Origin of the sequence: Aeromonas sp. 159 (genome assembly GCF_963862045.1) — a bacterium.
Lineage (GTDB): Bacteria > Pseudomonadota > Gammaproteobacteria > Enterobacterales > Aeromonadaceae > Aeromonas > Aeromonas veronii.
This window is the reverse complement of sequence record NZ_CAWLMI010000091.1, coordinates 1-19179: the sequence shown is the minus strand read 5'-3', so window position 1 is coordinate 19179 and position 19179 is coordinate 1. Positions and strand designations below refer to the sequence as shown.

Here is a 19179-nt window from a genome sequence, read left to right as displayed (position 1 = left end):
GGCGGGCCTGCTGCTGAGTGGGGTCAGGAGAAATCACACTTTTGGCTGGTCGATCACCAATTTGCCATCCTTGACCGGAATGGTGGCGCCCGGGGCTTGCTTCATGCGGATCACCCCCTCCTGACCTGCGAGGCGATAGGTCACGTCATAACCAATGGTGTTGACGCTCGTATCCTGTACGGTTTTGCAGCGCTGCTCGGTGGTGGTGTAGGTATCGCCCGCCTGCATATTGCCCTGCACCTGATTACCGGCATAACCCCCCGCGACGGCCCCTGCAGCAGTGGCCACCTTCTTGCCGCTGCCGCCGCCAAACTGGTGGCCAACCACGCCACCCAGCGCTGCGCCCACCACGGTGCCGAGGATCTTGTGCTCATCCTGTACCGGCTTGCGGTGGGTCACGGTGACGTTGCGACACTCCTGTCGTGGAGTCTTGATGGTCTCGGTGATCGGCTTGCTGGCGATCACCTCGGCAAAGGTGGGCTGGGGTGTAAAGAGGGAGCCGCTGGCCGCCGCCGAGAGTGCCAGGGCCGAGGCGATGCCAATACCGATACCTGCCATCATGGATCTGTTCATCTTGTTGTTCTCCTGCATACCCATACGGGCTGTTCCAATCTGGCGCCATCTTGTCATAACCGGTTGGCCGGACAAGGCGAGGGGGATGGGTCTGCGACAGGCGCTGGCAAGGTCAAAAAACAGCCACCATGAAAAAGTGTCGGACTTTGGCGACAACGGACTAAAAGTGACCAGTTTCCGGCGCATGGCGGGCTTTGCCAATGTGATAAGGAGCAATTCGAGTCGCAATTTGCAAGGCGGGCGGTGAGCAGAATGCCAGAGTGGCAAAGTGCTGACGGGGACAGGTCAAGGGAGGCCTTGGGCAAGGGCTCTGTTCGTTGAGATGGCCACGCAAGTGGTTGATAAATGGCTCCAGCTCCATCGGATGTTAGCCGATAAGAGATCACGGCAAGCATTTTGCTTTGATTGGGTGAATCAGAGGGTGAACGGGTCGGCAGACAACTGCGTAAGACCTGAAATGAAGAGGTTAACCCGAGATCATCGGATCAATGAGGGGGAGATATGTCAATGTTACCCAGCTGGATCACCCCGGCCATCCAGGCCAACATCATCACGGTGCAGCAGGCCGAACGTCTGCTCTCATCCCTCTACCGGCCCCTGGCCGAGCAGGGAGAGGAGCTTCCCGCCGATATCGCCGACATCAGCCTTAAACTCTACTGCTTCCGCCAGCAGGGACGGGTTCGCCACTAAGACTGACAAAAGAACACCCCGCGCCAGGCTCGGGGTGTTGTCACTCATGTATCACAGACCTATCAGGCCAACATCACTTGCGCCACCAGCATCAGGGCGCCAAATCCCAGCACAAAGCCCACCATGGGCAGCACGAACTTGACCCACTTGTTGAACTGGATGCCGAGCATCTGCAGAGTGACCAGCACCAGTCCGGTGGGGGCCAGGAACAGCATGGCGTATTGGCCCCAGTTGTAGGCCGACACCACGATATAGCGCGGGATCATCACGGTATCTGCCAGCGGCGCCATGATGGGCATGGAGAGCACTGCGAGCCCCGAGGAGGAGGGCACCACCAGCCCCAGCAGGGTGAACACCAGCATCTGCGCCACCGCGAACACGGCGCCATGCATGCCGGAGACCAGATCTGAGGCGTAGGCCAGAATAGTGTCCGAGATCATCCCCTGATCCAGCACCAGATTGACCCCCCGTGCCAGCCCGATGATGAGCGAGACGGCTACCAGCTCCGACGCCCCCTGAGTGAAGGCCTCGACCGCCTCTTTCTCTTTGAGACCCGAGATAAAAATGATGATGATGGCGATGGTCAGGAAGGAGGCCGCCATCTGCGGGAACCACCAACCGGCCATGGAGACGCCCCACACCATCAGCGGGAAGGCGAGGATAAACAGGGTCAGAATGATCTTGCGGCGCAGGGTGAAGGGCACCCCTTCGTCCATAGAGCCCTCTTTGAGAAAACGGGCGCGAAAACTCTCTCTGTCCTCATAGGTGTAGGAGAAGGCCGGGTTGGCCTTGATCTTCTTGCAGTACCAGTAGAGATAACTGATCACTACCAGGGTGCCCACCAGACAGCCAATAGCGCGAAAGATCAGCCCCTCGGTAAAGGGAATGCCGGCGGCATTGGAGGCGATCACCACCGAGAAGGGATTGATGGTGGAGAAGGTGGTTCCCATGGAGGCGGCGAGGAAGATGGCCCCTACGCAGACGATGGAGTCATAGCCGAGCGCCAGAAAGATGGGCACCAGTATGGGGTAGAAGGCGACCGCCTCTTCCTCCAGTCCGCAGGTGGTGCCTCCCAGCGCCATCACGAAGCAGACCAGCGCCACAAACAGGAACTCGTTGCCCCGGGTTTTGTGTGAGAGGGCGACCAGCCCCGCACTGAAGGCACCTGTCTTGTTGATGACGCCGATCAGCCCCCCGAGCACCAGAATAAAGACGATGATATCCGCCCCCTCTATGGTGCCCTTGACCATGCTGACCGCCACGTCACCGAACCCCTTGGGCGCTTGCTCCAATCGGGCATAGGTGCCGGGAATGGCAATGGGCTTGCGGATGGTGCCGTTTGTAAATTGCTCCACCGCAATATTGATATTGAGTTTTGCCAGGGCATCCTGGGTTGCGGGAAGTCGGCTTATTTCCCCCTGTGGGCTATTGACCATCAGGCTTTCACTGGCCGGATTATAAGAGAGCTTGGCATAGGCACCAGCCGGAATTATCCAGGTCAGCGCAATGGCCAGCAACATAATAAGAAACAGAATAGTAAATGCAGTAGGGAATTGTCTGCGTGGTGTGGTATTCGGCACGGCACACATAAAATGCTCCTTGATAAAGCAGGTTTGGGCTCGGCGGAATATCGGGTCGATAGGGTTTCTGCGTCATACATCCAAGGTACGCAAACTCACTGTGGATTGCGTAGTGATTGGCGAGAAATCTGGCCTGATATTGAACATCCGGTAGATTGTTTCACGTTGTAACCGTAACCCGTGTGCGGCTGGATGAACATGGTGCCATGCTCGCTTTATGGGATGGCTCACAAAATTTATTTGTCATGGATGTAACAGCTGATATGAAATAAAAGTTATTATGTGCAATAACTATTTCAGATTTCGTTTTACGCGGTTTACCTTAAATAAAGGCCATGAAAATATTGCGTGCCGAGATGAATGAAATGACATATAAATCAGCTTTGACGGAATAATATTCCACTATCGTCATTTTTCGTTATTCACCAAGAACAGCCTGTGAAAAAAATGGCACGCTTTTCCGTAACGAAATATTTTTTGAAACGAAAACAGGGGGGCCCCTGTTGGCAGCAGGCTGTCCCTGTCTAAGACGTTTTGCTAATACCTGCCGCTGCAGGCTCGCTGTTAGGCTGTCATCCCCATAAGAGACCAGTGACGGGCAGGATGCCCATGTCGCTTGCTGATCTCTGAATCATCCCGAAACTGCCCGTTTTGTGCCACTTGTGAGGAAGGAATCCGATGACAGTGCAGAACATCTATGAGCGCGACCTTGCCAAAACCGCCGCCAATTTCGAGGCCCTGACCCCCATCAGCTTTCTGGGGCGGGCGGAGCGGGTCTATCCCGACTATCCGGCGCTGATCCACGGCCCGCTGCGCCAGAGCTGGGGCGAGACTGCCCGCCGTTGCCGCCAGCTGGCCTCGGCCCTGCGGCTTCACGACATCGGGGAGGGGGATACCGTCTCCATCGTTGCGCCCAATATCCCGGCGATGTTTGAAGCACACTTCGGGGTGCCCATGAGCGGCGCCGTGCTGAACACCCTCAATACCCGGCTCGATGCCGAGTCGATGGCCTTTATCTTCCAGCATGCCCAGAGCAAGGTGGTGCTGGTGGACAGGGAGTTTGGCCCTGTGGTGCGCAAGGCACTGGATCTGCTGGAGAGCCAACCGCTGGTCATCGCCATCGACGATCCCCTCTACCGGGAAGGGGCGCTTGTCAGTGAACTGACCTATGAGGCCTTTATTGCCACTGGTAACGGCGATGAGCCCGGCTGGCTGCCGCAAGATGAGTGGCAGGCCATCTCCCTTAACTACACCTCCGGCACCACCGGCAATCCCAAGGGGGTGGTCTATCACCATCGCGGCGCCCACCTCAACGCCATCAACAATGTGCTCTCCTGGGAGCTGCCCAAACATCCCGTCTATCTCTGGACCTTGCCGATGTTTCACTGCAACGGCTGGTGTTTCCCCTGGACGCTGGCGGCCACCGCCGGGGTGAGCGTCTGCCTGCGTCATGTGCAGGCCGCCGCCATTTATGAGGCGCTGCACGAGCACAAGGTGAGCCATTTTTGCGCGGCGCCCATCGTGCTCAATATGCTCAACAATGCCGATCCGGCGCTCAAGCAGGGGCTGGATCACCCCATCAAGGTGATGACCGCTGGCGCTGCGCCCCCCGCCACCGTGATCGCCGGTATGGAGGCGATGGGGATCGCCGTGACCCACGTCTATGGCCTCACCGAAACCTATGGGCCCTGCGTGTTGTGCGAACCGCAAAGAAGCTGGCAAGGTCAGGATGCCACGGCGCTCTCCCGCCTCAAGGCGCGGCAGGGTGTTGCGTCGCCTCTGCAGGGGGAGATGCGGGTTATCAATCCGGTCAGTGGCGAGCCGGTAGCCAAAGATGGCAAAACCATGGGGGAGATAGTGCTGCGCGGTAATGTGGTGATGAAGGGGTATCTGAAAAATCCGGCGGCCAGCGCCGAGGCGATGGCGGAGGGGTGGTTTCGCAGTGGCGATCTGGCGGTGTGGCACCCGGATGGTTATGTGGAGATCAAGGACAGATCCAAAGACATCATCATCTCCGGCGGGGAGAATATCTCCAGTCTGGAGGTGGAAGATGTGCTCTATCGCCATCCCGATGTGGACGAAGCGGCGGTGATCGCCATGCCCGATGAGAAGTGGGGGGAGGTGCCCTGCGCCTTCGTGAAACTGAAAGAGGGGCGAGAGACTACCCAGGCGGAGCTGATCGCCTTTTGTCGTGAGCAGATGGCCCACTTCAAGGCCCCCAAACGCATCATCTTCACCCCGCTGCCGAAAACCTCGACCGGCAAGGTGCAAAAATTCGTGCTGCGCAAACAGCTGGGTTAGCAGTCTGTTCATAAGGAGCCAGCACAGACTTTCATAGAAGGGAGATTCGAGGGAGTTGGAGGGCTGCTGTCCCTCCCGTTGTATGGCTAGGGGGTCTTGCAGGCGACGCAGTTGCGGCCGCTCTGTTTAGCCTGATAGAGCATCTGATCGGCGCGGGCGTAGAGGCTCTCCATCAGCTCCCCTTCGCCATTTTCCACCAGTCCTGCGCTGATGGTGATGACCAGCTTATCTCCATCGGGCAGGGGCAGCGGGCTTTGCATCACCTGCAGGCGCAGTCGCTCGGCCAGGGATGCGGCGGCCGAGAGGGGGGTGTTGGGCAGCAAGATGGCAAACTCGTCACCGCCGATGCGGGCCAGCACATCTTCGCTGCGCAGCACCGATTGCATCACCCTGCCCAGATGCATCAGCGCGCTATCCCCAAGGGGATGACCGAAGCGATCGTTGATGCACTTGAACTGATCCACATCCAGCACCATCAGCACCGAGGTGAGGTGGTGGCGCATGTCCAGACTGAGGTTCTTCTCGCACATCTCGAAAAAGAAACGGCGGTTGTAGAGACCGGTGAGGCCATCGCGCACCGACTGTTGGTGCAGCTGCTCCTTGAGCTGGTGCAGTTCGGTAATGTCGGAGGAGATACCGATCAGGGTGGGGGTGCCATCCCCCAGCAGAAAGGGCACCTTGACCGACCAGTAGTAGTGCTGATTTCCTTCGGGATCGGTCAGCATCTCTTCCCCGGCTTGCAGCTCGCCGGTTTCGAATACCCGGTTGTCCAGTCGCCACAGCTGGCAGGCGCTGGCAGCCGGGATCACCTCATCATCGCGCCGATTGATGATCTGCTCGGCAGGAAGGCCCAGCAGATCGGCGACCTTTTGGTTGACGTAGAGAAAGCGGTGCAGGCTGTCCTTCATATAGATATGGGCATCGACATTGGCGAGGATGAGCTCCAGCAACTGGTGCTGCTCCGCCAGCCGCGCTTCAATCAGCTTGTGTTCGGTGATATCGGTGGAGATGCCGCACAGGCCGATCAGGTTGCCATCCCTGTCATACATGGGCTTTTTGACAGTCCAGTAGCAGCGCTTTTCCCCGGTGGTTTTGAGGTAGTTGACCTCCTCCTGGGCGAGGGCAAGCTGCTGCTCCAGTACCAGTTGGTCGTTGCGCTGAATCGCATCCGAGAATTCGAGATCAAAAAAAGCCCGATCATCCTGCCCCTGCAACTCGACGAGGGTGCAGCCAAAGAGATCCAGCACCGCCTGATTGGCATAGGTGTAACGGCCCGCCAGATCCTTGGTGAACATGTAGGCGTCCGTCTCGTTGAAGATGGCTTTGAGGTGATCCAGCTCATGCTGTAACTGGATAGAGAAGGGCTCATCCTTCATGGGGCTAACCATCCTTGGTTAAGGGCATCGTTGTATACAGCGCGAATATATGTACCAACGGTTTAAATTAAGCACTTCACAGGCCATGTTTCGCGTTTATTTCCGCAGGATCTGCGCCATGTCACACGATTGTCATCGTTGGTGTGGTCAAAGGAAATCAACTGAGTCCGTGGCTGTTCAGATAACCGTTTCCCCTGTATCGACCCAGTTTTGTGGGCCAGCAGCAGAGAAATTGCCCGGTAGTCAAATACGCCACTCCGAACGGCAGAAAGGGCAACAAACAGGTCTTTAATCAAACTATTTTCACTGTGTCCTTGATATCATCCTCAGCAACGCAATATGGAGAGATACGAGATGGCAGTGGCACCGTTTAATTGGGATGACACAGTTCAGTGGGACGGACCGGGGGCCATTGCGGGTAGCGAAGAGATCTTGAGTGCCGATCGTCTGGATCGCGCCCGCTATGCCGAGTTTCTGACCAACTACCTCGCCGCCGAAGGCAAGCAACGCAACTATGTGCTCAACCTCAATGCCGAATGGGGGGCGGGTAAAACCTGGTTTATCAAGCGCTGGTATATGGAGCTGAAAGCGCACTATCCCACCGTCTATATCGATGCTTGGCAGCAGGATTTTTCCGATGATCCTTTATTGACGGTTATTTCGTCGATTATCGACCAGTTAAAAATGATTGCGGGAAAAGAAAACCCGATTCCAGAAGGAATGCGTAAGCGGCTGCTTGGATTATTTAAGGTCGGCGGCAAACTGGCATTGAAAGCGGCAATCAAGAAGGCTGGATTGGAAGAAGATGATTTTTCTCTGGAAGGGGATGATGCCAATCAACTGGTCGATGCTTTGTGCAGCAATCAGAAAGATCGATATGAATCTATCCAGTATCTTAAACAAGAGATACGGCAATGGGTGGAAGGGGCTGTTGCTTTAGGTAATGGAGAGCTGGATTATCCCGCCTTTATTTTGATTGATGAACTGGATCGCTGCCGTCCCTCCTATGCAGTGGAAATGCTGGAGACTATCAAGCATATCTTTGATATTAAAGGCGTGGTTTTTGTACTGGCAACAGATACTGAGCAGTTGCAGCATGCCATCAAAGTTATCTATGGGGATGAATTTCATGCCTTTAAATACTTAGAAAGATTTTTTACAGAACGTTACGAGCTGCCAAAACCAACGTTGTTCAATTATATATTGTTTTTGTTGAAAGGGCTGTATGAATCATCATACATAAGTCATGTTGATGATAACTTCTCGTTTGAACAGTTTAGCGAACTTTTGTCATTGATAATACCGATCTTCGAATTACAGCTCAGAGATGTGCAAAGTCTATTGCAACGGTTAATTTCTACATGCCATCATACATCGGATGACCGAAAGCCAGACATGTTTTTGATGGCAATCATAATCGCTAAAAGTAAAGGTGAAACAATAAGGCAGGAGCAGCTTATAAAATGTTGTCGCGAGACTATTGAGTCAATAAAGACGGGACTCTTAAGTTTAGGTTTTGTTAAAGTAAAAATAAATACACTAGGAATCTTTGGCTCCGACTTTGAGGTGTTCAATTTCCCTCGAAAAGTCGGCAAGAGGACAGTTGAAAATAAAGTTGGTGAATATGTTTTCAATGCTAGTTTTTATGACTTCTTCTCTGCCAAGATTGATATCTTGGAGAATGGAGGAGGATTTAAAGTTGCAGCCGAAGATGTGCTAATTGAAGTGAATAAGAATATCTCAGCTAACCCTAACTACAAAAATAAAGAACTTGGTTTAACCCTGCTCAAAGCAAAGCTTGAAGTGGAAAATAAAATAGATATTTCTGGCTATTATAATCTGCTCGCGTTAGCAACTTTATTTAAGTGATAAGTTTTAATTTGGTTAGGGGATATTTATCCCCTAGCCAAAATTTCAACTATTGCTCTATATGCATCATGCCATATTGTGCCGCTCATAAAGCCGCTGAACGACATCCTGTAATCCCAGCCCTTCGTTTTGCAGTAGCACGGTCAGGTGGTAGAGCAGATCGGCGGATTCGTTGATGAGCTCTTCCCGATCCTTGGCCATGGCGGCCAGCGCCACTTCGACACCTTCCTCACCGACCTTCTGGGCGATGCGCTTGGTGCCTTTGCCATAGAGGCTGGCGGTGTAGCTGGTGGCCGGATCGGCCCCTTTGCGGGCGGCCAGCACCTGCTCCAGCTCTGCCAGAAAACCGAGTGGTGGCAGCGGGTGGCCGTTAAAGCAGGAGGTTGTCCCTTTGTGGCAGGTGGGGCCGACGGGGTTGGCGGCGATCAGCAGAGAGTCCTGATCGCAGTCGGTGCTGATGGCCACGAGTTTGAGCACATGGCCCGAGCTTTCACCCTTGGTCCACAGTCGCTGTTTGCTGCGGCTAAAGAAGGTGACCTGACCGGTGGTCTGGGTCTTCTCCAGCGCCTCGCGGGTCATAAAGCCCTGCATCAGCACCTCGCCGCTGGCGGCGTGCTGGACGATGGCGGGGATCATGCCGTCACACTTTTCCCAGTCGAGCTGCTCGGCAAGGGGGCGGGCGCTGGCGGTTGTTTGTGCATTTTCAGAGAAGTTATTCACGGATGGCGACTCCTTCGGTTTTCAGCCAGCGTTTCAATTCGGGAATGGGGATAAGGCCCTTGTGGAACACAGAGGCGGCCAGCGCTCCGTCCACATCGGCGAGGGTAAAGGCATCGCGAAAGTGCGCCATGGCACCGGCGCCGCCGGAGGCGATCAGCGGCACCTTGCAGACGCTGCGCACCAGCTTGAGCTGGTCGAGATCATAACCCTGACGCATGCCGTCCTGATTCATCACGTTCAGCACGATTTCGCCCGCGCCGCGCTTTTGCACCTCCTGTACCCAGTCGAGAGTGTGCCAGGCGGTGGTGCGGGTGCGGCTCTCGTCACCGGTAAACTGTTTGACCTGATAGTGGCCCGTCTCGGCATCGAAGTAGGAGTCAATGCCCACCACCACGCACTGCACGCCAAAGCGCTCGGCCAGTCGGCTGATAAGTGTCGGGTCGGCAAGGGCAGGAGAGTTGATGGAGACCTTGTCGGCGCCAAATTCGAGGATCTGGCGGGCGTCTTCCACGCTTTTGATGCCACCGGCGACGCAGAAGGGGATATCGATCACCTCCGCTACCCGGCTTACCCAGCTCTTGTCCACTACCCGCGCATCGCTGGAGGCGGTGATATCATAGAACACCAGCTCGTCAGCGCCCTCTTCGGCGTAGCGGCGCGCCAGCTCGACAATGCCGCCCATCACCTCGTGGTTGCGAAATTGCACCCCTTTGACCACCACGCCATCTTTCACGTCGAGGCAGGGGATAATGCGTCTTGCCAGCATCAGTTGCCTCCTGTGGTATCGGCTGCGGGGGCTTGCCAGCAGGCGATGGCGTCACCTACCGAGAACTTGCCCTCCAGCAGGGAGCGGCCAAGGATGATCCCCTTGACGCCGGAGCCCTTGAGCGCCTCGATATCCGCGATGCCGCCAATGCCGCCGGAGGCCTGAAAGGCGACGCTCGGGTAGCGGGCGCAGAGATCCCGATAGAGCTCGACGTTGGTGCCAGCCAGGGTGCCGTCACGGCTGATGTCGGTGCAGAGCACATGTTTGAGCCCGGCGGGGAGGAAGCGCTCGATCAGCGCCTCGATGGTCACTCCGCTGTTCTCCTGCCAGCCTGCTACCGCGATATGGCGATTGCCCTGCTCATCGATATTGACGTCCAGCGCCAGCACGATCTGCTCGGGGCCATATTTCTCCATCCAGCTGGCCACCAGATCCGGGGATTTGACGGCGGTGGAGCCAATCACCACCCGGCTGGCACCGGCGGCCAAGAGGTCTGCCACATCCTGTTCGGTGCGTACGCCACCGCCAACTTGAACCGGCGCTTCGGTAGCTGACAGCAGTTGGGTCAGCAGGGGCAGCTGGCGCGCCTTGGCATCCTTGGCACCGTCCAGATCCACCAGATGGAGCTGCACCGCCCCCTGGGAGACATATTCATCGAAGCGGGCCTGCGGGCTGCTGCTGTATTCGGTCTTCTGTTCGTAGTCCCCCTGATAGAGGCGAACTACCTGACCGTTGATAAGGTCAATTGCGGGAATGATCATGCTAGTCACAGCTCCAGAAAATTTTGCAGCAAACGGGCACCGGCTGCGCCTGAGCGCTCCGGGTGGAATTGGGCGCCAAAGAAGTTGCTGTGCTCTGCAACCCCACCGACGATGGCGGTAAACGGCTGGCCATAGTCGCAGGTCGCCAGCGTCGCGTCGGTCACCTCCAGCGCATAGGAGTGAACGAAATAGAAGTAGCTGCCGCTCGGGATCCCCTTGAGCAGAGGATGGCTCTCGTCATGCTCAATCTGGTTCCAGCCCATATGGGGCAGGCGCAAATTGTCCACCTCCATCAGCCGGATCTTGCCCGGCACTATGCCAAGGCAGTCGATAAGGCGCTCTGACGAGTCATCCGTACCCATGCTCTCTTCGGAAGCCTCCGCCAGCATCTGCATGCCGAGGCAAAAGCCCAGCAGCGGCTGCTTGGCGGCGCGAATGAGCGGTACCAGCCCGCGCTCGTTTAGGTTCTTCATGGCGGCCACCGCGGTGCCGACACCGGGCAGGATCAGCTTATCCGCCTGCTCGATATCGGCCGCCACGCTGGAAACCAGCGGCTGCACGCCGAGGCGCTCGAACGCCATTCTGACCGAGGCCAGGTTAGCGCAGCCGGTATCGATAATGATCAGCTTCTGCTTGCTTACATCCATCACAGCACTCCCTTGCTGGAGGGAAGCTCGCTCCCTTCCACCCGGATGGCCTGACGCAGGGCGCGGCCAAAGCCTTTGAACAGTGCCTCCACCTGATGGTGGGTGTTGCCGCTGCCCACCTTCATCTGCAGGGTTATGGCCATGGCGTCCGACAGCGAGCGGAAGAAGTGGGGCACCATCTCGGTGGCCATCTCGCCCACGTTGTCGCGGCCAAAGCCGCTCGGGCAGTCAAACACGAAGTAGGGGCGACCGCTCAAGTCCAGCGCTGTGCCCACCTCCTGCTCGGTCAGCGGGCGCGCATCGATTACCGCCTGCACCTCGTCCATTGCCAGCACGAAGCCGAAGCGACCGATGCCGCGCTTGTTGCCAAGGGCCTGACGCAGCGCCTGGCCGAGGGCCAGCCCCACATCCTCTACCGTGTGGTGATCGTCAATATGCAGATCGCCGCTGACGTTCAGCTTGAGCTGAAAACCGGCGTGGGTGGCAATTTGATCCAGCATGTGATCAAAGAAGCCGATACCGGTGGCGATCTGGTTGCCGCCGCTCTTGTTTGTGGCAGAAGGGTCCAAATCCACCGCTACCTGAATGCGGGTCTCCTTGGTGTAACGCTCCACCGAGGCTACGCGCCCCTTGGACAACAGCTGATCACGGATGGCGAGCCAGTCGTGATCCTGTGGGTGGTAGCGAATGCCGCCAATACCCATATTCTCGGCGAGTTGCAGATCGGTCTGGCGATCGCCAATCACGAAGGAGTTGGCAAAGTCGATGCGACCGGAGGCGAGATACTCCTTTACCAGCCCGAGGTGAGGCTTGCGGCAGCTACAGCCGTCGGTAGGGAAGTGCGGGCAGATCAGCACCTGTTCCCACTTCACCCCTTGCGATTCAAAGAGGTGCATCATCAGGTCGTGGGGTGGCTGGAAGTTCTCCAGCGGCAGGCTGGCGGTACCCAGCCCATCCTGGTTGGTCACCATCACCAGCACGTAGCCAGCGGCCTGCAACTCGCGCAGCACCGGAATGACCATGGGCTCGAAGCGCAGTTTGGCGAGGCTATCCACCTGCTTGTCGGTCACCGGCTCTTCAATCAGGGTGCCGTCGCGGTCGATAAACAAAAACGGGGTCTTCATCGCTACATCCTTGTCTTACAAAGTGGGAGAGGGCAGATCACGCAGTACGGCCAGCACGGCATCCATCTCGCCCTGATAGCCGATGGTGACGCGAATGCTGTTATCAAGGCCGGGTTTGGTCGAGAAATCCCGCAGTATGATGCCGGCGGCCTTCATGGCAGCAAAGACGGCGGCGCCATCCACAAAGCGCACCAGCACGAAGTTACCCTTGTCCTCGAATACTTCCTTCACGCAGGCAAGCTTGGCCAGCTCTGCCTTGAAGGTGGCTTTTTGCTTGTTGAGCTCCATCACTCGCTCGCGCATCAGCTCCAGCCCCATGGGGGAGAGGGCCTGCGCCGCGATCTGGGCGATGGGCTCGGGGATGGGATAGGGGGCGATCACCTTGGCCAGCATGGCGATCACCTCGGGGCTTGCCAGCGTAAAGCCGCAGCGGATCCCCGCCAGGGCAAAAGCTTTGGAGAGGGTGCGGGTCACCACCAGATTGGGGAAGCGGGCCAGCAGGTCCACCACGGACGCTTCCGGGCAGAACTCGATATAGGCCTCGTCCACCACCACGATGGCGCGATCCCGGGCTTTCTCCAGCAAAGCGATAAGACCGTCGCGACCCACCAGATCCCCTGTGGGGTTGTTGGGGGAGCAGAGAAAGACCAGCTTCACATCGCTGAGGCGATCGGCAATGGCGGGCCAGTCAGGCTGACGGCTGGCGGTCAGCGGCTGCTCGACGATACCTACGCCGCAGGTCTCGGCGCTGATGGCGTACATGCCGTAGGTGGGCGGACAGATGAGGATCTGATCTTCACCCGCTTCGCAAAAGGTGCGGATCAAGAGCTCGATGGCCTCGTCGGCGCCGCGGCTCACCAGCACCTGATCCGGATTAACCCCGGCGTAGGCGGCATAGCCGTTCACCACCTCGGCCGGTTGGCACTCGGGGTAGCGGTTGAGGCGGCTCCCCTCAATGGTGAAGGGATAGGCCAGCGGCGCTTCGTTGGCGTTGAGCCAGACGTGGCCCTTGCCGCCGATGCGGCGGGCGGATTGATAAGGAGTGAGGGCCCGCACCACGCGGCGCGCCAGATTGGCAATGCTCATGACAAATCCTTCTGCTGTGCTGTTGGTTGGGGCGCGGTGGCCAGGGCATTCAACCTGAGGGTGACGGCATTTTTGTGGCCATCGAGCCCCTCGGCCTGAGCAATGCGCTCGACGATAGGGCCAAGGCCGCGAATACCATCGGCGCTTAGCTCCTGCACCGTGTAGCGGCGCTGATAATCGGCGAGGCCAAGGCTCGAGCAGGTGCGGGCATAGCCATAAGTTGGCAGGGTGTGATTGGTGCCGCTGGCGTAATCGCCGACCGACTCGGGTGTCCATGCCCCCAGAAAGATGGAGCCGGCATTCTCAAGCTGATCCAGTAGATCACGGGGAGCGCGGGTCTGCACGATCAGGTGTTCCGGCGCGTAGGCGTTGGAGATGGCACACGCTTCGGTCAGATCGTCACAGAGGATCACCAGACTGCTGCCGAGCGCCTGCGCGGCGATATCCCGGCGGCTCAACTTGGCCAGCTGGCTCTTGATTTCGCCAGCGATGGCATCGGCCAGCAGTGGTGAGGTGGTCACCAGCACCACCTGACTGTCGGGGCCATGCTCGGCTTGGGAGAGCAGATCTGCTGCCACGAAGGCGGGGTTGGCGCTCTCGTCGGCAATGACTAGCACCTCGGAGGGGCCGGCCGGCATGTCGATGGCGGCGCCGCGCCAGTCGCGGGATACCTGGCCCTTGGCTTCGGTCACATAGGCGTTGCCCGGGCCGAAGATTTTGTCCACCTTGGGGATGCTCTCGGTGCCGTACGCCATGGCGGCGATGGCCTGGGCACCGCCGATGGCGAACACCTTCTCGACGCCGCAGGCGCGGGCGGCAAACAGGATCTCGTCGCTGGCGGGGGACGGGGTACAGAGCACCACTTCACGGCAACCGGCTAAGCGTGCCGGAATGGCCAGCATCATCACGGTGGAGGGGAGCGGTGCGCTGCCCCCCGGCACATAGAGGCCGACCCGACTGATGGGTTGGGTGCGCAGCTCGCACACCACCCCGGGCTGGGTTTCCACTCGCACCACTGGCTGCAGTTGCGCGGCATGGAAGGTGCGAATATTGGCAATGGCCGCTTCGATGGCGCTTTTTATCTCGTCATCCAGTCGTGCGCAGGCTTCCTCGATTTCGGCTTCGCTGACGCGCAACTGCTCACGGGGGGCGCGCTCGAAGCGCAGGCTCAGCTCGCGCAGGGCCTCGTCGCCACGGCTGCGTACCGCGGCGATAATCTCTTTGACCACGGCGCCGATATCGGCCTCGTCATTGAGGGCGGGGCGGGTCAGCACGTCGGCCTGCTGGGCAGGGGAGAGGGTCTTCCAGATCAGGGTCTGCATGATATCCCTTCCTTATTCCATCATTTTTTCGATGGGCAGCACCAGAATGGAGCTGGCACCGAGGGCCTTGAGCTGCTCCATGGTCTCCCAGAACAGGGTCTCGCTGGAGACGACGTGCAGGGCCACCTGATTGGTGTCACCGGCCAGCTGCATGATGGTGGGGCGCTCGGCACCCGGCAGCAGATCGGTGATGGCATCGAGCTTGTCTTTGGGGGCGTGCAGCATGATGTACTTGCTCTCGCGGGCCTGCTGCATCCCCTGAATGCGGGGCAGCAATTTGTCGATGAGTTGTTGCTTGGCATCGGACAAGGGGTTGGGGGCCTGTACCAGCACTGCCTTGGAGCGGTAGATCACCTCCACCTCTTTGAGGCCATTGGCTTCCAGGGTTGCACCGGTGGAGACCAGATCGCAGATGGCATCGGCGAGACCCGCGCGCGGCGCCACTTCCACCGAGCCACCCAGCATCACGCTCTTGAAGCCGAGCCCCTTGTCGTCAAAGAAGCGCTTGAGCAGCCCGGGATAGGAGGTGGCGATGCGCTTGCCGGCAAGGCTCGCAGGTCCTGTGTAGTTCACATCTTCCGGCACCGCCAGCGAAAGGCGGCAGCCACCAAAGTCCAGCTGCTTGAGGGTTTTGACCTCGAAGGGGAGGCCTTGGGAGGCACGAATAAGCTGCACCTCTTCCAGCACGTTCTCGCCGATGATGCCAAGGTCGACCACCCCTTCCATCACCAGACCCGGGATGTCGTCATCACGCACCCGCAGGATATCGATGGGCATGTTCTCGACATGGGCGATAAGGCGCTGCTCGCGCAGGTTGATTTTCAGGCCACAGCTCTTGAACAGGGCTTGGGAGTCCTGGCTCAGACGACCGGACTTTTGCATGGCGATACGCAGACGTTGTGTTTCCATTGCTCTATTTCCTTCTAGTCAAAAACGAAAAAACCCTCGGAAGTGGGTGCTTCCGAGGGTTTATGAATCTTGCGGTCCTTTTGGAAGTCACCAGTTAAGTGTCTTCCAGCAGTCAACCTCCTGAAAGACTAGTCGGGATGATGATGGTGGTGATGAGTCTTCAGGGTGGCGAACTTCATGTAATCAATCCTTTACAAAATAAGATGTCGTAATTGACGCCTGATTTAAACTACCTGCCTTGACAGAAAATGCAACCCGAAATTGTGATTTGATCGATTAAAGTGGCGAAAACGGTTTTCTGGTCGATAACTAGACAATAACCCCTGCAGGAGTCGCCATCATGCCCAGCCAGGACCTGTTGTTCCCCATTTTGCCCCGGGCGCCTGCCGCGCCCGGCAGCGAAGAGATCAAGCGGGAAGTGAACCAGATCAGCAAAAAGCACCAGCTGCGCAAGACCAGCACTGACAACAGTGACTCCCAGCAGCGCCAGCAGGCGTATAGCACGCCCGCCAAGCGTGATCAGCCCAAGGCGGAGGAGGACGATCACAAGCCGGACCCCGAGCATCAGATCGATCTGTTCGTCTAGGCAGATTATCTGTCCCGCTTTTGCCGCGCTTTTGGCATAATGGCCGCTTTTGCTGCGGGACGCCCTTTTGACCATCCAGACCCTGTTCAAGCCAGATGGCCCTCTGGCCAGCCATATCGACGGTTTCAAAGCCCGCGCTCCCCAACTGGAGATGGCCGAAGCGGTCGCGCGCGCCATCAAAAGTGGTGGCCGTCTGCTGGTGGAGGCGGGGACCGGTACCGGCAAGACCTACGCCTATTTGGTGCCTGCGCTGGAGTCCGGCAAGCGGGTAGTGATCAGCACCGGCTCCAAGAACCTGCAGGAGCAGCTCTTCTATCGGGATCTCCCGACCATCACAGGGGCGCTCTCCTACACCCCGCCGGTGGCCTTGCTCAAAGGGCGCAGCAACTATCTCTGCATCGAGCGGATGAACCGGCTCTTGAGCGAATCCCATCTGCAAAAGCCTGAAATTCTCAACGATCTGGTGAAGGTCAAATCCTGGTCCACTGCTACCGATAACGGCGATGTGGGGGATATTCCGGGATTGCAGGAGAACGCCGAGATCCTCGCCCACGTCACCAGCACCAACGATAACTGCCTCGGTCGCGACTGCCCCTATTACGACGACTGCCATCTGGTGGTGGCACGACGCCGCGCCATGGACGCACAGGTGGTGGTGATCAACCACCACCTCTTCTTCGCCGATATGGCGGTGAAAGACACCGGATTTGGTGAGTTGGTTCCCGAAGCGCAAGTCTATGTCTTTGACGAGGCGCACCAGCTGCCGGAGATCGCCACCAACTACTTCGGCAAGTCGGTAGGCAGCCGAACGATTCAGGATCTGGCGCAGGATATCCAGCTGGCCTATCGGGCAGAGGCCCACGACATGGCCCAGCTCGGCAAGGCGGCGGACCGGCTCGCTATCGCCAGTCAGGACTTGCGTCTCGCCTTCGGGGTGGATGGCGGTCGTGGTAATACCCGCGACATGCTGCGCCAGCCGCTTTGGGGGCAGGCTTTGGCTCGTCTTAACGATGCCATCGGACTTTGCTACGAGGTGCTGAAACTGGCTCTCGGCCGGGGCGAGCAGCTGGATCACGCCTTCGAACGAATCAGTGAACTGCGCACCCGCCTGGGTGAAGTGCTGGCGGTCAACCAGACTGGTTTCTCCTACTGGTATGACTGCTCACGGCTTCATTTCACCCTCAATCTGACGCCGCTCTCGGTGGCCGAGCGATTCAGTGCCGAGGTGCAAAGACCGGAAGTAGCCTGGGTCTTTACCTCCGCCACTCTGACGGTGGATATGCGTTTTGACCACTTCAAGGCCGAGCTGGGACTGGCGGGCAGTGCTGAGCTGATCCTCGACAGCCCGTTCGACTATGGCGAGCAGGCGCGGCTCTGTGTGCCCCGTTATCTGCCGGAGCCCAACGCCTTTGGTCGTGGCGAGCAGTTGGCCAATCTGATGATCCCCCTCATCAACAAGACGCCGGGGGGCTGTTTCTTCCTCTGCACCAGCCATCAGGTGATGCGCCAGGTGGCCGAGGTGCTGCGCCGGGAGATTGGCCGCACCGTCTTGTTGCAGGGGGAGGACAACAAGCAGCGGCTGCTCAAGGAGTTTGTCGAGAATGGCCGCGCTGTGCTGGTGGCGACCAGCAGTTTCTGGGAGGGGATCGACGTGCGAGGGGCGGCGTTGTCGTGTGTTATCATCGACAAACTGCCGTTTGCCAGCCCTGATGATCCGCTGCTCAAGGCGCGGGTGGATGATTGCAAGCTCAAGGGGGGTGATCCCTTCGCCGAGCTGCAGTTGCCCAAGGCGGTGATTGCCCTCAAACAGGGGGTGGGGCGGCTTATTCGTGATCGCAGTGATCACGGTGTACTGGTGATCTGTGATCCCCGAATGGTCAACAAGCCTTACGGCGCCACCTTTATCAAGAGTCTGCCCGCCATCCCTCGCACCCGGGAGTTGGGAACGTTGGGGAGTTTTTTCGATCGCACTGAACGCGGTGAATAAGTGTGCCGCGAGCTAACAGATTTGAACAACGGGTGAGCATATCTCGCTTGCCGGTTATGTAATTGACTGATTTTATAGAGATTGGAAAGCATGAATGAGTTGAAGATCCTGGCCGTTGATACCGCCACCGAAGCCTGCTCCGCCGCCTTGCTGGTGGGTGACAAGCTGTTCTCCCGCTGGGAGGAGGCGCCACGGGATCACACCCGAAAAATCCTGCCCATGGTTCAGGCTGTGTTGGCGGATGCCGGGATAAGTTTGAGTGACCTCGATGCCATCGCGTTCGGCCGTGGTCCGGGCTCCTTTACCGGCGTGCGGATCGGCATCAGTGTGGCGCAAGGTCTGGCGTTTGGTGCAGGTGTGCCGCTGATTGGCATCTCGACCCTGGCCGCCATGGCGCAAGGTGCCTATCGACTGGATGGCGCCGAGCAGGTGCTGACCGCCATCGATGCGCGGATGAACGAGGTCTATTTCGGCCGCTATGAGCTAATTGATGGCCGCATGCAGTTGGTGGGGGACGAGGTGGTGAGTGAGCCCGCGGCACTGGTTGACGTCCGTGGCAAGCTGGCGGGCCCTGTGACCTGCGTCGGCACCGGTTTTGAAACCTATGGCGAGACCCTGAGTGGTCTGGCCGATGAGCTGGCGGTGAGCCAGGTGCGCTTCCCGGCGGCAGAGGACATGCTGCCGCTGGCCCGCGCCGCCTGGCTGGCGGGGGAGGCTGTGCCGGTGGAGCAGGCGACGCCGGTCTATTTGCGTGACAAGGTGACCTGGAAAAAACTGCCGGGTCGCGAATAAGGGCAGGAGCACTGACAGCATGTCGCTCTTGCCGCTCATCAGCTGCAATATAAGCGGGTGGCCCGACGGGCCACGCCGGCAACAGGAGAG

General features: G+C 58.3%; 18 protein-coding genes and 1 other annotated feature. Of the genes, 7 read left to right on the top strand and 11 right to left on the bottom strand.

The annotated features are described in order from the left end of the window. Nucleotides 1–33: 33 nt before the first annotated feature. Nucleotides 34–573 carry a glycine zipper 2TM domain-containing protein gene (locus AACR14_RS15070; RefSeq protein ID WP_026035120.1) on the bottom strand — a complete coding sequence of 180 codons (540 nt, stop codon included), beginning with the start codon at nt 571–573 and terminating at the stop codon, nt 34–36. 85 nt (nt 574–658) lie between these two features. On the opposite strand from AACR14_RS15070, the gene AACR14_RS15065 reads away from it, so the two are divergent. Beyond that, nucleotides 659–820, top strand: coding sequence for a hypothetical protein (locus tag AACR14_RS15065; RefSeq protein WP_156808837.1), 162 nt, complete (start codon nt 659–661; stop codon nt 818–820). A 254-nt stretch (nt 821–1074) separates the two neighbouring features. Further along, a complete protein-coding gene (locus AACR14_RS15060; RefSeq protein WP_005345660.1) occupies nt 1075–1263 on the top strand; it encodes a hypothetical protein in 189 nt (62 codons plus the stop codon). Between the two features lie 62 nt (nt 1264–1325). On the opposite strand, the gene AACR14_RS15055 is transcribed toward AACR14_RS15060, so the two are convergent. Then, the gene (locus AACR14_RS15055) at nt 1326–2852 is read right to left on the bottom strand and encodes a YfcC family protein (RefSeq protein ID WP_019446762.1); all 1527 of its coding nucleotides are present in this window, start codon (nt 2850–2852) and stop codon (nt 1326–1328) included. A gap of 669 nt (nt 2853–3521) precedes the next feature. Between AACR14_RS15055 and AACR14_RS15050 the strand changes: the two genes are divergently transcribed. Beyond that, nucleotides 3522–5144 (top strand): acyl-CoA synthetase, encoded by a 1623-nt coding sequence (locus AACR14_RS15050; RefSeq protein ID WP_019446761.1) that lies wholly within the window; start codon nt 3522–3524, stop codon nt 5142–5144. A gap of 86 nt (nt 5145–5230) precedes the next feature. Here the strand turns inward: AACR14_RS15050 and AACR14_RS15045 are convergent, their stop codons facing one another. Further along, nucleotides 5231–6520: a sensor domain-containing diguanylate cyclase gene (locus AACR14_RS15045; protein WP_019446760.1), complete on the bottom strand. Its 1290-nt coding sequence runs from the start codon at nt 6518–6520 to the stop codon at nt 5231–5233. A 354-nt stretch (nt 6521–6874) separates the two neighbouring features. Here AACR14_RS15045 and AACR14_RS15040 point away from each other — a divergent pair, with 354 nt between their 5' ends. Beyond that, nucleotides 6875–8389: a KAP family P-loop NTPase fold protein gene (locus AACR14_RS15040; protein WP_019446759.1), complete on the top strand. Its 1515-nt coding sequence runs from the start codon at nt 6875–6877 to the stop codon at nt 8387–8389. Nucleotides 8390–8455: 66 nt separating this feature from the next. Here the strand turns inward: AACR14_RS15040 and hisIE are convergent, their stop codons facing one another. The 8 genes from hisIE to hisG are packed head-to-tail and all read right to left on the bottom strand — an operon-like array spanning nt 8456 to nt 15724. After that, nucleotides 8456–9109 (bottom strand): bifunctional phosphoribosyl-AMP cyclohydrolase/phosphoribosyl-ATP diphosphatase HisIE, encoded by a 654-nt coding sequence (gene hisIE, locus AACR14_RS15035; RefSeq protein WP_019446758.1) that lies wholly within the window; start codon nt 9107–9109, stop codon nt 8456–8458. Then, complete coding sequence (hisF, locus tag AACR14_RS15030; RefSeq protein ID WP_019446757.1) at nt 9102–9875, bottom strand: imidazole glycerol phosphate synthase subunit HisF; 774 nt, start codon at nt 9873–9875, stop codon at nt 9102–9104. Before hisF ends, hisIE begins: the two co-directional genes overlap by 8 nt. Then, entirely contained in the window at nt 9875–10636 is a 762-nt protein-coding gene (hisA, locus tag AACR14_RS15025) for a 1-(5-phosphoribosyl)-5-[(5-phosphoribosylamino)methylideneamino]imidazole-4-carboxamide isomerase (protein ID WP_019446756.1), read from the bottom strand. Before hisA ends, hisF begins: the two co-directional genes overlap by 1 nt. Before the next feature lie 5 nt (nt 10637–10641). Then, nucleotides 10642–11283 (bottom strand): imidazole glycerol phosphate synthase subunit HisH, encoded by a 642-nt coding sequence (gene hisH / locus AACR14_RS15020; RefSeq protein ID WP_019446755.1) that lies wholly within the window; start codon nt 11281–11283, stop codon nt 10642–10644. Next, nucleotides 11283–12407 carry a bifunctional histidinol-phosphatase/imidazoleglycerol-phosphate dehydratase HisB gene (hisB, locus tag AACR14_RS15015; RefSeq protein WP_019446754.1) on the bottom strand — a complete coding sequence of 375 codons (1125 nt, stop codon included), beginning with the start codon at nt 12405–12407 and terminating at the stop codon, nt 11283–11285. The genes hisH and hisB overlap by 1 nt, the downstream gene beginning before the upstream one ends. Nucleotides 12408–12422: 15 nt before the next feature. Continuing rightward, nucleotides 12423–13493, bottom strand: coding sequence for a histidinol-phosphate transaminase (hisC, locus tag AACR14_RS15010; RefSeq protein WP_019446753.1), 1071 nt, complete (start codon nt 13491–13493; stop codon nt 12423–12425). After that, complete coding sequence (gene hisD, locus AACR14_RS15005) at nt 13490–14815, bottom strand: histidinol dehydrogenase (protein ID WP_019446752.1); 1326 nt, start codon at nt 14813–14815, stop codon at nt 13490–13492. The genes hisC and hisD overlap by 4 nt, the downstream gene beginning before the upstream one ends. Nucleotides 14816–14827: 12 nt before the next feature. Further along, nucleotides 14828–15724 (bottom strand): ATP phosphoribosyltransferase, encoded by an 897-nt coding sequence (gene hisG / locus AACR14_RS15000; protein ID WP_019446751.1) that lies wholly within the window; start codon nt 15722–15724, stop codon nt 14828–14830. Nucleotides 15725–15748: 24 nt separating this feature from the next. After that, nucleotides 15749–15877, bottom strand: a sequence feature (His leader region). 187 nt (nt 15878–16064) lie between these two features. Here hisG and AACR14_RS14995 point away from each other — a divergent pair. From AACR14_RS14995 to tsaB, 3 genes are all read left to right on the top strand, one after another. Further along, nucleotides 16065–16310 (top strand): hypothetical protein, encoded by a 246-nt coding sequence (locus tag AACR14_RS14995; RefSeq protein ID WP_005352171.1) that lies wholly within the window; start codon nt 16065–16067, stop codon nt 16308–16310. Nucleotides 16311–16377: 67 nt separating this feature from the next. Further along, on the top strand, nt 16378–18297 hold the full coding sequence (locus AACR14_RS14990) for an ATP-dependent DNA helicase (RefSeq protein WP_005345619.1): 1920 nt from the start codon (nt 16378–16380) through the stop codon (nt 18295–18297). Nucleotides 18298–18387: 90 nt separating this feature from the next. Beyond that, a complete protein-coding gene (gene tsaB, locus AACR14_RS14985) occupies nt 18388–19089 on the top strand; it encodes a tRNA (adenosine(37)-N6)-threonylcarbamoyltransferase complex dimerization subunit type 1 TsaB (RefSeq protein WP_019446750.1) in 702 nt (233 codons plus the stop codon). Nucleotides 19090–19179: the final 90 nt, after the last annotated feature.